This window comes from Micromonospora rifamycinica, from assembly GCF_900090265.1.
Classification (GTDB): Bacteria; Actinomycetota; Actinomycetes; order Mycobacteriales; family Micromonosporaceae; genus Micromonospora; species Micromonospora rifamycinica.
Genome location: NZ_LT607752.1, coordinates 6,130,971 through 6,143,967, shown reverse-complemented (window position 1 = coordinate 6,143,967; position 12,997 = coordinate 6,130,971). Strand labels below are relative to the sequence as shown.

Sequence of the window (12,997 nt, the reverse complement as noted above, 5' to 3'; positions counted from 1 at the left end):
CGGGAGAGCTGTCCTGCCGGCCGGGCAGGAGAGGCGGCAGCCCTCGTATGGCGGGCGCAGGACCATCCCCTCACTCCCGCGACCCACCACGCAGAGCTATCGAACAACCCCGATCAGTGAGATTACCCTGGAGGCATGGGGCGACGAAGTCGGCACAGGCCTGCGGGCTCCACCCGGGTGACCGCAACCGACGGCACCGGCGGCGCGACCACGTGGTGGAGCGCCGAAGCCCGATCCTCCCTGGCGTCCGGGCTGGTGGCCGCCTCCATTCCCGTGGTCGCCGCGATCTGGAGCGTCTACCAGGTGAGCAGAGGTGATCGTGACACGACGATGCTGGTGCTGCGCACCCTGAACATTCCGGCAGCGGTGATCTCCACCCTGTTCTACTTCGCACCGTTCCTGCTGGCGGCGCTCTTTATCCTGGTCTTCAAGCGCATCATGGAGTCGAGCCCCGGCCGGATGCGTCGGATCAAGGGAGCGGCCTGGCTCACCGCCTACACGCTGCTCTCCGCGTCCCTGCCACTGGTCTACGTTCTTTCGATCGCCACCGCCGGAATGATCGTCAGACCACGGCCCGCCTCGTCGAGGAGGCTGCCCGACACGGCGGGAGGCCGTCCCGCGTACGCGGAGATGATCGCCTATGCGGGACTGCCCCTCATGCTGATCCTGACCCAGCAGCCGATGTGGCTGACGCACGAGGAGATCAGGACCAGGAGCCACCCGGACGGGGTCACGGTCTACGTGCTGGAGTCAGGGGACCACCATCTCACCGTCATGTACGAGAATTTCCAGCCCGAGATCATCGATCAGGACGACGTCCGCGAGAGGAGGCTCTGCAGAGTCGAGCCGACCGGGTACGGAAAGGTCATAGATATCCTGTACAGCACCGTGCCGATTCGCGCGAAGCTGGGTCAACTGGAGCCGCTACCGGCGTGTCCCACCCGGCAGGGCGGGAAAAACCAGGATCCGCAGGAGCCTACGGCGCCGCCCTCGCCGGGCCAGCCGTCAGACCCCGCCAGCCGGTCACCCTCCACCGGCTACTGACGACCTCTCGCCGACCGGACGTCGCAACGGATCAGCCGGCAGCACGTGCCACCCAGCCACCGCACCCGGGTCAGCCGGGCCTGAAGGTGTGAAGATCCGTGTTGCGTACCAGATCACCCAGGCTGCTGGCCGTGAAGACCTTGCCACGCGTCGCGGTGAGCAGGTCCTTCAGGTCCTGGCGGCGGACGCCGAAGCCGCGACCGTCGATGCAGGCCACGACCTGGAACCCACGGCGACCGTCGGCGATCCGCTGGTCTCTCATGCTGGCGAGGCGCAGAATCCGCGAGACCTTGTCCCGCGCCGTTCCGTCGTCGCCGGTGATCTTGGCCTCGATGATGACCGACGGCGCCAGTTCGTCGGGAACGAAGAAGTCCGGAGCCTGGTCGAAGCCCGGTACCCGTTCGGCTCGCCTGGTCTTTCTGAACGGGATGCGTTGGGAGGTCAACTGCTCCTCGATGGCGCTTTCCATCACGTCGCCCACGAGTTCCGACACGGAATCGCGATGGCTGGCGAACGGACGGCCCAGGTAACGCTCGTACAACAGGACAGCGTACGGAACGTGCTGCTGCGCGACGTAACGAACGCTCTCCAGGCCTTCCCTGGTGTCGATCTTGTCCAGGCGGTGGATCAAACCTGCGGGCGTCTCCTCCGCCCCGCTCGACAGGGCGCTACAGGCACTCTGCAGAAGGAGCGTGGTCCGCTCGACGGTGAGCGCCGTCATGCCGGTGGAGGAGGTGAAGAACGCGTGGTTCCGCTTGACTCTGCCGTCGAGCCCCCGCGCCCAGTTGCTGGGCAGCCGTACGCCGGTCTCTTCGAACGTCAGATCTTCCCATTCCGGCGGGGAGATGCCAAGAATGCAGCGAATCGCCACCAGGGCCAGGGCATTCCTGCGGAGCGCGTTCCACAACCGGTCGACGCTGACGCCGGCGAAGCCGCCGGTCGCCTGCCGGACCGCCTCATAGCCGGCCAGGAACTCCTCATAGGCGACGAAGGCGGAACCGCGCGGCAGCAACATGAACTGGCTGGTGAGGTCAGCGAAGGTGACCGATACCATGGCGTCCAGGTGCTCCAGCAGCTGGGCGTCCGAGAGTTGGTAGGGGCGGACGTCAGTCATGGGGTGGTTGTGACCTGCTTCCCGTGCTCACCGCAAGGCTGGCCATGTGAGCGGTGACAATGGCGATCCGATCCGGGACGGGGACGGACAGGTCCCAGTCGTCGACGAGGTCCCGCACGGTCTGACCCGCGATGTGGCCGGCCTGCAGGCACGCCACGTCGCCCCGGGTGCACGCGTAGTCCGCCGCCAGCATCGCCGCCACGTCCCGGTCGACCGCGGCGCCCAGATCCTCGGTGCGGTCGGGCAGGAAGGCGGCGTTGTCGGCGACGAACCCCGCGGACCTGCAAACGAAGATCGAGTCGAGGATCGACGACCCGGTGCCCGCGATGTGCAGGGAGGCGGCCATCTCGGCCGGTGCCGGCAGGGTGGCGGTACACGTCAGGCCCGCGTCGAGCAACGCCACGACGAGCGGGGCGTAGGCGGCCGGCTGGTTGTGATGGTAGGTGAACACCAGCGGAGCGCCTTCCTTGAGCCCGGCGCGCATGCGCTGGAAAACCGCGCTGATGCCCGTCGTGAACTCGACGAGGCCCCGGTTCAGGGTGTCGTTCCCGGTCAACTCGTGTTCGGTGCGGGTCGATGCTCGCCTGAACGCCGGGATGTCATCGCTGAGCAACTTGCGCAGCCACACGAAGCAGAAGTCCATCAGCTCCGCGTACTGAACATTGTCGAAGTACGGCGGATCGGTGAAGACACCGTCGAGCGAGCGACGACCCAGCGGCACCTCCTGGGAGGGAGCACAGTCCAGCCAGGCCTCCCCCCGCCGGGGCAGGCCGGCGACCAGGGCCGCCTCGGCGCTCTCCCCGCGAATGGGGAGCACCCGCTTCCGCCCGCCGTCATGCGATATCTCGAACGGCTGCTGGGCGTACCTCTTCGCCTTGCGGAACTTCTCGACGAAATGGATGAACGAGCCGGATCCCACCCGGGGTGTGCCCGGCAGGTTGTTTTCGCACGCGATGAGCCCGACCGGAAATCCATGGACCGAGAAGATGTCCTGACACTTCAGCGCGTAGGTGTCGTAGCGGCACAGCAGGTTCTGGTACCGCAGGAAGTCGCTGAAGACGGTCGCCAGGGCGTAGCGTTGACGCTGGTCCGGGACTTCACGGATCAGCCGCAGAAGCGTACTCAGACCGACCAGCTGACGGTCGTTGAACATCGCCCGGTACCGCTGGTAGCCCCACCGGAGGAGCCGGTTGGTCTCGTCCCCCTCGGGGATCGCGTCGTCAGGAATGTCCCCGCCGCCGGCACCCAGGCGGCGGCCCGCCGCCTCGACCCGCTGGTGGTCCTCGCTGTCCGGCGTCTTGAACTGTCGTCCCTTGACGTTCGGGTAGCAGGTGACGCACTGGTACTCGATAGCGAAGAGACGGTGCTCGGGAGGGGTCGCCAGATGGGGGGCGAAGGCAAAGGTCGTCTGGCAATCCAGGCAGGTGGCCTTGCCGCGACTCGCGTTCCCCTTCAGGCTGGTGGCGCACTCCGGGCACCGCGGGTCCTTCGTGGCCCCCATCTCCCGCAACCGATCGCAACGCGGGCAGTGGTACACCTCGCGCGGATGCCGCACGGCCTCGGCGATCCGGTAGCCGGGGAACAGCGAAACAACCGATGCACAATGCGGGCACCGGCACGTCTTGACCCAGAGGAAGTACTTGACGGTTGCGTCGCCGTCGCAGTGTTCACACCGCGTCTTGTACAGCTCACCGAGCTCGTCGAGCAACTGGAGCCAGATCTTCTCCCCGACCGCCGCGAACTCGTCGAGGTCGATCTTTTCGATGCCCTGCCGCACCAGCCAGTAAGCCATCGGGTTCACGTCCCGACCAACGACACCCGCACCCAACCTGAGGGCCTCGAACATCGTCGTGCCGCCGCCCATGAACGGGTCGGCGATGACCGCGTCGATATTGTGCGGCTGCCAGAACTCCTCACTCACCTTCCCGTCCCCGAACTCGCTCAGCAGCAGGTTCCGGAAAAGGGTGCCGGGCCGTCGGGCGAACCACTTGTGGATGCTGATGATGGGCCGGTAGCTTTGCTGAACCTGCTTCTCGCGCAACGCCAGGCGGGCGGTGAACGCCGCATCGAACCGGGATTCGAGCGCGAAGGGCTGCCGTAGGGGAGCCTCGTTCCGTGGCAAGTGACGCTTCTTCCGTACAGGCATGGCTGGCTAGGCCACAGGCATGGCGTAGGCCCGAAGGCTACACGGGCGATCCGACAGCAGCGACGACGCAGGTGGTGACTCGCCAGCTACCAGGCGCCACCGGGCTACCGACTGCCACCTCGGTCCCCACCAGGGACCGGCTCGCCACCCGCGCATCCCGCCTCCCGGGCGTCGGACGCCGGCCAGCGTTGCCCAGGGACGACCATCGACGCCCGCGCACACAGCATGGACCCAGAGCCTGGTCACGGCTCTGAGCTGGTGGGCGACGGACGAGCCCACCTGCACGCGGGATGCCGATCACGGCAGCCCTCTCACCAGGGGTGGAAACAGCCATAGACACTGCAGGCCACTCTTGCCACTTTCCCTCCGCATGCTACACAAACAGCTTTGGCGGAGAGGAATAAGGGACGTCGACATTTTCGACAGATTGCTGACCGCCGCAAGGCGCGGCGACCGAAGCCCTCCATGAATCCCAGGCAAGTTTTTCTATCACACAACCTTGGGCCAGCTAGCCCTTGTCCCGCTTCTTGCGAAGGTACGTCGCCACCAATTTTGTGATCACGGCCGAGGCGGCAAGAGCGATACCAATTGCAGGGATGGCAGTCATTCCGGCCGCCACGGCTATCGAAGCGACTGCGCTGCCGACAGTTGCAGCCGCACCTGCGGCGGCAGCCACCTTCTCGGACTGGGAGTGACCTTCAGGACCGTCGGAGTCACTACTATTGCCGATCATAGACCGCCACCCCCGCCCAAACTGCGCTCAAAAGGACGAGCACTCCGAAGGCATTGGCCACCAGGACCCATCCGAGCCCCCACCAGCCCCAAGACTTGATCTCGGCATCAGGCCCGTAGGCGAATATCCTCAGGAAGAAGGGAAGGACACTACAGCCGAAGAATATTGCAGCAAAGCACAGGAAGAGTTGCAGTTGAGGAATCGGCTTGCCTTGACTCGACGACACGACTATAGACCCAGATAGTGCAAGCGCCGCGGCAATCACCCAATCGGACCAGAAGAGGGCGTCATCCAGACTCAAGCCGTGATTCTTGCCCGCATGATTGGTTCGACTCAGACCTTTCATTACAAGCTGGAGCGCTGCGGTACCAAGTGCCATGACAACAGTGGTAATGACTTCCCTCAGTCGAATCACCCCCTTAATAGCTTCGCGGCATCCTTCAACAGTTGGATCCACCTCAGTAGCCCAAGCCAAGATAGGCAGCCCGCCGCCTACCGACCCTTGCATCAATAGCAGGTGAGTCGCAACCTACGGGCAATCAGACAGCACAGTTGTCAAAAACTTGACAACATCTCGTATCACATCTCGCGGGCTGCGGATTGATCGCGCCAGTGACTAGACAACGCTCTATGCTGCCTGGCCACCAGGGCCAGTCGAACTGGATTCCGAGGCAGGACCACAACGTTCACCTGGTAGGTGAACGTTCAAGATCGCAGAGGGAGCCAATGACGGGTTACTACGAGCCAGCGTCCGCGGAGCACTACGGGGCGAAGATGAAGGAAAGAGGGCAGGTCCGGCTTCGCGGCGACCAGGTCGTAGGGTATTTCGCATGAGCGGAACGGTGACCCAGAAGTAGCGTCCTGTATTACCCGCGTGGTTACCGATCTGCTCTGTTCCGGATCAAGGCACCCCGCTCCGCGAGGTGCGGGGCGGCAAGCCCGGCCGGTGGCCCACCACCAGAGGGGCCAGGTCCAGCGAGGCCGTGACGGAAGCAGGCGGGTCTGCCTGGACGAGTGTCGGGGCTTCCGGCTGCCGCGCCAGTCCAACCCCGGGACTGGCTTGCCACCGGCCCGTCGATGGACACCGTCCGCCCGCCGCAGCCAGTACGCTGACGCGCCGTGCGATACGCCGCCGGCCCGCCGGCCCACTGGAGCATCGAACTCCGCAGCGGTTCCGTCATCGATCTGTGGGCGGACGCCTTCCGGATGGAGAACGGGCACTACCTCTTCACCGTGCTGGTCGAGGCGTCCCCCGACGAGCTTCGCGAAGTTGAGGTGACCTCACGGTCACCATCTCCCAGCCCCGGCTTTGTCGAGGTACTCGCAGCAAGGATCCCGGAAGCCGACGTCGCCCGCGTCGAGAGCGCGCCCGCCCGGCAGGCCCCCGGAGGACTCTCGATAGCACTTCCGGACACCGCCCCGCTGAGCCAGCGCTCAGGGCGTCCACAGGGCGTCAAACGCCGGCCAATGTTGACCAAGAACGACCATCGACGCCCGGACATAGAACCAGCTCAGAGCCATGATCACGGCTCTGAGCTGGTGGGCGACGGACGAGTCGACCTGTACGCCGGATTACGAAGGTGAAATGCCCGCTGAGCTGGGGCGGAGCCCGGCGACAACCGCTGTGGGCCGTCGCCGGGCCGTCAGGGCTTATCCCCCGAGGCAAACAGTTCGTCGATCGCGTTGCGGGTGCGTTCCTCGCTGGCCGGCATCAGGTGCGTGTAGACGCGGAGGGTGAAGCCGGGGTCGGCGTGGCCGAGGTACGACGCGAGCGCCTTGATGCTCTCCCCCGCGTCGAGCAGTGACGAGGCGTAGAAGTGGCGTAGCGCGTGCATCCCGGTGGCCCGGGTCGGCGTGATGCCGGCCGCCACGACAGCCGGCCGCCAACTCTTGTTGTCGAAGGTGCGCCGGTTGATCGCACCCCGCCGGGTAGTGGTGAACAGCAGCGGCACCGTCACCCGCTCGTCGTCGGCCGGGTTCTCCCACGGCAGGGTGAGCGGCACCGGGGCGAAGTCGTCGAGGTGCTGGCGCAGCACCTGGGCGACGGAGTCGGGCAACGGCACCCGACGGTCCCGGTCGTTCTTGGGCAGCCCGAAGACGAGCCGGGAGCGGACGAGCTTGACCTGACGCGAGACGTGCACCCACCCGGCGTCAAGGTCGATGTCGTCGACACCGAGCCCCAGGATCTCCCCCTGCCGTAGCCCGCAGCCCGCGCCGAGGTCGACCATCGGGCGGTACCGCTGGGCGAGGCCACCGCGGATTGCCGAAACCTGTTCGTACCGCCACGGCACCACCCGACGCTGCACCGGTCGCGGCGGGGTGACCGACTTTGCCGAACACGGATTCTTGGCGATCCGCTCGTCGTCGACCGCCGCGCCGAGGATGGTCCGCAGATGCGCGAAGACGACCGCCCGGGTTGCCGGAGCCAGCTTGCCGACCATCGCCGCGTCCCACTCCCGGATGTGACCCGGCTTGATTGACGCCAGTTGCCGAGAGCCGAAGAACGGCAGCAGGTGCTTCCGAACCCGGAACTCCGTACTCTCCCGCGTCGACTCGTCGAAGGAGCGCGTACGCAACCAACTCTCCGCGTACGCGGCGAAGGTCACCCGGCCGGCGACCGGGTCGACGTAGGAGCCCCGAAGCTTGTCGGTCTCCGTCGAGACAAGGAACGCCTCAGCGTCGCGCTTGGCCCGGTCCGGGAAGGACTGGCTACGCTCCCGGCCATCCGGCCCGATGTAGCGGACGCGGTACCGCAGGCCCTTACCGAACCGGTCGGACTTCACACGCTCGGTACGGCCGCCAGGATGCCGGACGACGTTTTACCAGCGATCTTCTACGTGTGCCATCAGGCCGCCGCCGTCTGCTCACGGAACCACGCCCGGACTGCTTCCGGTTCGTACCGCAGGTGTCGGCCGACCCGGGCCGCCGGCGGACCGTACTTGACCTTGCGCCAGCGGTACAGCGTTTCCTGCGGTACCCGGAGGTACGCCGACACGTCTCGGACCGTCCAGAGCCCTTCGTTCGCCGTCATCACAGCCCCTCCCCCGTCGTGTCGTCCGCTTCCGTCGTCGATCCGTCGTCGGGGAGTTGCGCGGCGCGGTCCTTGGCGGCGAGCAGTTCGGAGCGCCAGCGGGCACGCTCGCTGATCGACCGCAGCAGTCGATGAGCCATGGCCGGCACGTCAGGGTCATCGGGTCGGGCCAGTTCCCAGGCGTGCCGGACCGGTTCGACGGTGGCGCCCTGGTCGTCGACCCCATCGAGGCCGACCGTGACACCGAGCAGCGACCGCACCCAGGCCCGGACATCGTGCTTGTGGTCGCTGAGCGTCTTGCCGGACCAGTCGCGGGAGATGAGGATGCGCCGGCCGCCGATGCCGAGGGTGTCCCGCTGGTGGACCTTGCCCTTGCACCGGCCCGGCTTGAGCTTGGCGTTCGCCTTCTTCGGTTGGATGCCGTAGAGCAGCCAGTTGGCGCATCGGTCGGTGCAGGGCGTGATGCGCAGTTCCCGCCAGAGCCGGTCGAGGTGTTTGCGTTGCCGGTCGGTGGTGGCCTTGTGCACGTCGCCGGTGTGTTTGGTGATGTACTTCGTGACGTACCGGATGGTCCGTTCGGCGTCGGTGGTGCCGGGCATGACGCCGCGCGCGTCGACCTGGGTACCGAAGCGGACGACGTGCACCGGTTCCGCGTGCGGGTCGTCGTCGATGGCGTCGAGGGCTTCCGTCCAGGTGGTCAACGGCTCGCGGTTATCCGGATCGACCCACGCCGCCGCCTGCTCGTCCCATACCGGGGGTCGGTCGGCGGTGTACTGCTGGACGTCGACCGCCGGCCACCACACCTGGTGATAGGTGGCCGCCGCCACGGTGCGCAGGGTGTCGCGGGGGATGGTGCCCCGGATGGCGAAGTGCGCGTGAGGAGCAAGGCGACGTTGCGGCTCGACGCAGCCGGCGTACTGGACGTTCCAGCCCTCACAGCGGCGCAGGTTCTGCCAGAACCGATCCAGGAGGCGGGGGAAGTGCACGGCGTCCCAGGCGGCACGGCGGTAGTCGTACCGGTCGGGGTTGACGGGGGTGCCGTCGGGCCGGACCGGACCGTAGGAGTCGAGGGTGAGGGTCAGCCACATCGACGGCCGGTAGGTGGTGCCGTCCGCAGCGGTGTACGTCCTGCCGACCGTGCGCCGCTCGACCTTGCGCCGAGGCAGCTCCGGGGCATCCTGCCGCCGTCGGGTCGATCGCTTGCGACGCGGGCCGGTGTCGTCGTCGCCCTGGTCGTCGTCGCCGGTCGCGTGCGGCGGGGCGACCCGACCCCGGAGCCCTTCGGCCGCAATCGCCTCTTCCACCTCGCGGATAGCGTCGTCGAGGTCTTCGACCTGGTCCCACTGGCACGCCCGCGATGCCTCGTCACGGGAGAACTCCAGATGCCCCCGCAGCAGGATCAGCGCCTTCTGTTCCTCGGTCGCCGGTTCCGGCGGCGGCAACGGCTCGTCATCGCGGTGCCAGCCCTCCCGGATCTGGGCCTGCCGCAGCCGGCGGTTCTTCTTGGCGCACGGGGCGCACTTGTCTTCCCGGGTGGCCCCGCAGGGCAGGTCGATGACTTCGGTCAGGCCGGTGTCGAGGTCGGTGCGGCGCATGGCGAGGGGGCGCACGCAGACGCCGTACTCGGCGGCGATCTCCTTGAGGACGTCGACCGAGCGGGGTAGCGCCATGCGGGCCGCCCGCGACCCCGGCCGAGGAGGCGCAACCGGGGTCGGAGCGGCCGGTTCGAGGGCCGGCAGGGTCGGAGCGGTCATCGGCCCACCCCCGCCGTGAGCGGAATGCGGTGGTTCCGGGTGCGGGTGCGCCGGTACTGTCCGGGCTCACCAGCAACCCGAGTGGCGAGGTCGACATGAGCGACGATGACGGTACGACGGTGCTGTGGCGTCCGACCGGGCCGGAAGAGTTGGATCTCGTCCGCGAGTCCGGATGGCGGGCGTGGCCGCCGCGTCTGCCTGATCAGCCGATCTTCTACCCGGTCCTGAACGAGGACTACGCGGTGATGATCGCCCGGGACTGGAACGTGCCCGCGTCCGGCGTCGGTTACGTCGCCCGCTTCCGGGTGGAGTCGGAGTTTCTGCGCCGGTACCCGGTCCAGCAGGCCGGCGGGAAGACCATCCTGGAGTTGTGGGTTCCGGCTGAGGAGCTGGGCGAGTTCAACGCGCACATCGTCGGGTTGATCGAGGTCGTGCACGAGTTCCGGTAGCCGCCGGCCGGCGGCGAGGGTGGCGGTCATCGGATGATCCCGACGACGTGCGGCCGGTTCGAGGGGACAACGCGCGGAGGCAGCACCGCCGCCGGGGCAGAGATGGCAGCCGGAACCGGGACAGCCGGCGGCACGGGGTCAGCCGGGCGCTCGGGTTCGGTGGTGGCCTGCTCAGGCACTCCGTACCAGTCGCCCGGGGGTTGGTCCGGTTCGGGAGCCGGCGGCACGGCGGGGGCGTTGGACAGGACGACCTTGACCAGGGCGAGGAACGCCAGGGACGGCACGGCCGCCACGGTCCAGCCCCACACCGACGGTTCGGCTTCGGCGACCTGGGCGGCGAGGGAGAGCAGTGCGAACGCGACCAGGAGTGAGCCGACCAGGCCGACGGGCCGACCCGTGCGACGTCGGGCGCGCAGTTCCAGGCCGAGGTAGATGGCCATGAGTTCGACGGCGACGGCGTTGGCCCAGCCGATCCAGTCGGGTTGGCCGTGGGTGACGGACAGGTCGTGGACGTGGGTGAAGGCGGCTGCGCCGGCCATGGTGCCGATGGCGAGCAGGATCACCAGGCGTACGGCGGATTCGGTGCGTGCGGTCATCGCCACTCCTGCATCGGCTTGTCGCGGATGGTGAGGTCGATGCGGATGCGCCGGTCGGCCATGTCGGGGCGGCGGTTGACCATGTGCGCGAGGCCGTGCAGGGCGGCGGCGGTCTGGTCGGCCGGGCCGACGAGCCGGATACGCAGCGGACGCCGGAGCCGGTTGATGACGCGGGCAAGGGTGGTCATGGCGGTTACCTCCGGGCCGGTCGGATGTCGGTGCGGATGTAGTCGGGAGGGGTGCCGAGGGTGGCAACGGCTTCGGACAGGCAACGCCACAGCGCCCACGCCTCATCGGGGGTCAGGGACATCCGCCGCCGGCCAGCACCCACCGCGAGATAGACGGGGTACGGGTCGGGTCGGTCGGGGTCTACGCGGACGGACACGGCGGTGACCGGTTCGGGGGTCCGCAGCCGGTAGAAGCGCCGGCCGTCGGTGGGGCCGGTCATCGGGGTTCGCCCTGGTCGGTGTCGAGGATGGTGCGCAGCGCGTCGGGTAGCAGCGGCCCGCGTCGGGGCCGGGGCAGCGCCGGCCGGACCGGTTCCGGGGTGGACTCCCGACCGACCTGGGCGAGGATGTCCGCCGCGTCGACCGGGGCCGGGTAGCGGCGGGCAAGGTCGCGGATGTCGTCGTCGCTGACGTACGAGAACCGGACCCGCATGGGTTCCGGCGTGCCGTCGAGGATCACGTAGCCCACGCCCTTGGCCCATCGGGGCATCTGGTCGGCGAGGGCACCCCGGTTGCGGGCACCGTCACCCAACACGAGATCAACCTGAGCGGCCTCGGTCAGGCCGAGGGCGATGCGGGTCGGGAACAGGTCCCGGAACGGCAACACCTCCTTGCGCGGGTCCTGCAACGCCGCCACCACCAGCACCCCGACCCCGGCACCCTGAGACAGCAGCAGCCCCAGCGAGCCGGCGATGCGCTTACGCAGGTCGACGTCTTGCAGGTACGCCGTCAGTGCGGCCATCTCGTCGATGACGACCACGACCAGGGGGTCAGCCTCGGTCGGCGTGTGCACCCGAACGGTGCCGGCGAGCCGGGTCTGACGCTCCCGCATCACCGTCACGGCCTCGTCGAGCAGATCCGCCATGGCCTCGAACGACTTGCACGCGAACCGGGCGAACAGCGGCCGACCCATGGCGAACTCCATCCCGCCCTTGGGATCGATCACCCACAACCGCACCAGGCCCGACGTGACGCCCCCTGCCAACGACCGGACCAGCGACCACAGCACCGAGCCCTTCCCGGAACGGGTCGCCCCACCGATCAGCACATGCGTGGCGAGCAGGTGCAGCGACCAGGTCCCCAGGTCCTCCCGCCGCGCCAACGGCAGCGCAGTGAAGTCAGGAACCGCCGGGGTGTCGAACGGCGGCACCACCGGCCGCAGCGCATCGGTACGGACCAGCACCAGGTACACCAGCGTGGGCCGGTCCCGGAACCGCAGCCGGTCCACCCACCCGAGCGGCAGCGCCCAGGAGCCGGTACGGGTCGGCGGGGTGTCGGGCCGCTCGGAGTAAACCCGGGCGTGCCGCCGGCCAAAGGCGTACGCAAGGTTCGCGGTGACCTGTTGGAAGTCGGCCGGGGTCTGCCCCCGGACCATGCGCACGGTCAGCACGTCCAGGGCCTGATCCGAGCGCACCCGCAGCAACTGCGGCAGGACCGGCAGATGGTCATACGTCGCGGCCAGCCCGCACAGGGTCATAGCCTCGGGCCAGGCCCGCCGGTAGACGACGACCTGATGGAACCGGCCGAGCAACGGCCCCGCGCACCACCGCCACCAGGACGTCTCATCGCGCCACCGCCACAGCGCCGACACCGCCGACGCCAGCACCAGCGGCACCACCAGGCCCGGCCAGCCGTAATCGGCGTAGAGGACAACGGCGGCCACGGCCAGGCCGACGGTGACCGGGTGACGCAGGCACCACCAGCAGAACCGGGCGGCCCAGCGCAGCACCAGGCCGAGCACGACCAGCCACATCGGCAGGACGAACCGCTTCGGCCGGACCACCATCAGATCCCCGGCCGTCACCATCACGACCCCGCCACGAGGCCGGCGCATCATCGCCCACCCCGCAGCGACACGAACCGGCCCGACGCATCCCGGACCGGAGGAAACGGAAGAACGAGC

12 protein-coding genes are annotated in these 12,997 nt (G+C 68.1%); 3 read left to right on the top strand and 9 right to left on the bottom strand.

Annotated features, from left to right (window positions below; all coding sequences use genetic code 11):
- Nucleotides 1–177: 177 nt before the first annotated feature.
- Nucleotides 178–1,044, top strand: a complete 867-nt coding sequence (locus tag GA0070623_RS26040) for a hypothetical protein (RefSeq protein WP_067306005.1) — start codon at nucleotides 178–180, stop codon at nucleotides 1,042–1,044.
- Between the two features lie 70 nt (nucleotides 1,045–1,114).
- On the opposite strand, the gene GA0070623_RS26035 is transcribed toward GA0070623_RS26040, so the two are convergent.
- The 3 genes from GA0070623_RS26035 to GA0070623_RS30165 form a co-directional block, all read right to left on the bottom strand.
- Complete coding sequence (locus tag GA0070623_RS26035; protein WP_067306002.1) at nucleotides 1,115–2,158, bottom strand: hypothetical protein; 1,044 nt, start codon at nucleotides 2,156–2,158, stop codon at nucleotides 1,115–1,117.
- A complete protein-coding gene (locus tag GA0070623_RS26030) occupies nucleotides 2,151–4,280 on the bottom strand; it encodes a DUF1156 domain-containing protein (protein WP_067305999.1) in 2,130 nt (709 codons plus the stop codon). The genes GA0070623_RS26035 and GA0070623_RS26030 overlap by 8 nt, the downstream gene beginning before the upstream one ends.
- A 743-nt stretch (nucleotides 4,281–5,023) precedes the next feature.
- A complete protein-coding gene (locus GA0070623_RS30165) occupies nucleotides 5,024–5,416 on the bottom strand; it encodes a hypothetical protein (RefSeq protein ID WP_157517503.1) in 393 nt (130 codons plus the stop codon).
- A gap of 740 nt (nucleotides 5,417–6,156) precedes the next feature.
- On the opposite strand from GA0070623_RS30165, the gene GA0070623_RS30160 reads away from it, so the two are divergent.
- Nucleotides 6,157–6,621, top strand: coding sequence for a hypothetical protein (locus GA0070623_RS30160; RefSeq protein ID WP_157746995.1), 465 nt, complete (start codon nucleotides 6,157–6,159; stop codon nucleotides 6,619–6,621).
- 59 nt (nucleotides 6,622–6,680) lie between these two features.
- Here the strand turns inward: GA0070623_RS30160 and GA0070623_RS26025 are convergent, their stop codons facing one another.
- From GA0070623_RS26025 to GA0070623_RS26015, 3 genes are all read right to left on the bottom strand, one after another.
- Nucleotides 6,681–7,820, bottom strand: coding sequence for a tyrosine-type recombinase/integrase (locus GA0070623_RS26025; protein WP_231932555.1), 1,140 nt, complete (start codon nucleotides 7,818–7,820; stop codon nucleotides 6,681–6,683).
- 62 nt (nucleotides 7,821–7,882) lie between these two features.
- Nucleotides 7,883–8,068, bottom strand: a complete 186-nt coding sequence (locus GA0070623_RS26020) for a helix-turn-helix domain-containing protein (RefSeq protein WP_067306045.1) — start codon at nucleotides 8,066–8,068, stop codon at nucleotides 7,883–7,885.
- Nucleotides 8,068–9,822: a replication initiator gene (locus GA0070623_RS26015; protein ID WP_067305995.1), complete on the bottom strand. Its 1,755-nt coding sequence runs from the start codon at nucleotides 9,820–9,822 to the stop codon at nucleotides 8,068–8,070. The genes GA0070623_RS26020 and GA0070623_RS26015 overlap by 1 nt, the downstream gene beginning before the upstream one ends.
- Nucleotides 9,823–9,917: 95 nt before the next feature.
- On the opposite strand from GA0070623_RS26015, the gene GA0070623_RS26010 reads away from it, so the two are divergent.
- Complete coding sequence (locus tag GA0070623_RS26010; RefSeq protein WP_067306043.1) at nucleotides 9,918–10,271, top strand: hypothetical protein; 354 nt, start codon at nucleotides 9,918–9,920, stop codon at nucleotides 10,269–10,271.
- Between the two features lie 26 nt (nucleotides 10,272–10,297).
- Here GA0070623_RS26010 and GA0070623_RS26005 read toward each other — a convergent pair whose 3' ends face one another.
- From GA0070623_RS26005 to GA0070623_RS25990, 3 genes are all read right to left on the bottom strand, one after another.
- Nucleotides 10,298–10,867, bottom strand: coding sequence for a DUF2637 domain-containing protein (locus GA0070623_RS26005; RefSeq protein ID WP_067306041.1), 570 nt, complete (start codon nucleotides 10,865–10,867; stop codon nucleotides 10,298–10,300).
- The gene (locus GA0070623_RS26000; protein ID WP_067305992.1) at nucleotides 10,864–11,055 is read right to left on the bottom strand and encodes a hypothetical protein; all 192 of its coding nucleotides are present in this window, start codon (nucleotides 11,053–11,055) and stop codon (nucleotides 10,864–10,866) included. Before GA0070623_RS26000 ends, GA0070623_RS26005 begins: the two co-directional genes overlap by 4 nt.
- Before the next feature lie 256 nt (nucleotides 11,056–11,311).
- On the bottom strand, nucleotides 11,312–12,901 hold the full coding sequence (locus GA0070623_RS25990) for an FtsK/SpoIIIE domain-containing protein (RefSeq protein ID WP_067305985.1): 1,590 nt from the start codon (nucleotides 12,899–12,901) through the stop codon (nucleotides 11,312–11,314).
- Between the last annotated feature and the right edge of the window lie 96 nt (nucleotides 12,902–12,997).

What these genes read in the sequence shown, in the direction of transcription:
- GA0070623_RS26020 (WP_067306045.1), bottom strand. Translation starts at nt 8,068, where the DNA reads ATGACGGCGAACGAAGGGCTCTGGACGGTCCGAGACGTGTCGGCGTAC.
- GA0070623_RS26005 (WP_067306041.1), bottom strand. Translation starts at nt 10,867, where the DNA reads ATGACCGCACGCACCGAATCCGCCGTACGCCTGGTGATCCTGCTCGCC.
- GA0070623_RS26015 (WP_067305995.1), bottom strand. Translation starts at nt 9,822, where the DNA reads ATGACCGCTCCGACCCTGCCGGCCCTCGAACCGGCCGCTCCGACCCCG.
- GA0070623_RS26035 (WP_067306002.1), bottom strand. Translation starts at nt 2,158, where the DNA reads ATGACTGACGTCCGCCCCTACCAACTCTCGGACGCCCAGCTGCTGGAG.
- GA0070623_RS26010 (WP_067306043.1), top strand. Translation starts at nt 9,918, where the DNA reads ATGAGCGACGATGACGGTACGACGGTGCTGTGGCGTCCGACCGGGCCG.
- GA0070623_RS30165 (WP_157517503.1), bottom strand. Translation starts at nt 5,416, where the DNA reads ATGGCACTTGGTACCGCAGCGCTCCAGCTTGTAATGAAAGGTCTGAGT.
- GA0070623_RS26000 (WP_067305992.1), bottom strand. Translation starts at nt 11,055, where the DNA reads ATGACCACCCTTGCCCGCGTCATCAACCGGCTCCGGCGTCCGCTGCGT.
- GA0070623_RS25990 (WP_067305985.1), bottom strand. Translation starts at nt 12,901, where the DNA reads ATGGTGACGGCCGGGGATCTGATGGTGGTCCGGCCGAAGCGGTTCGTC.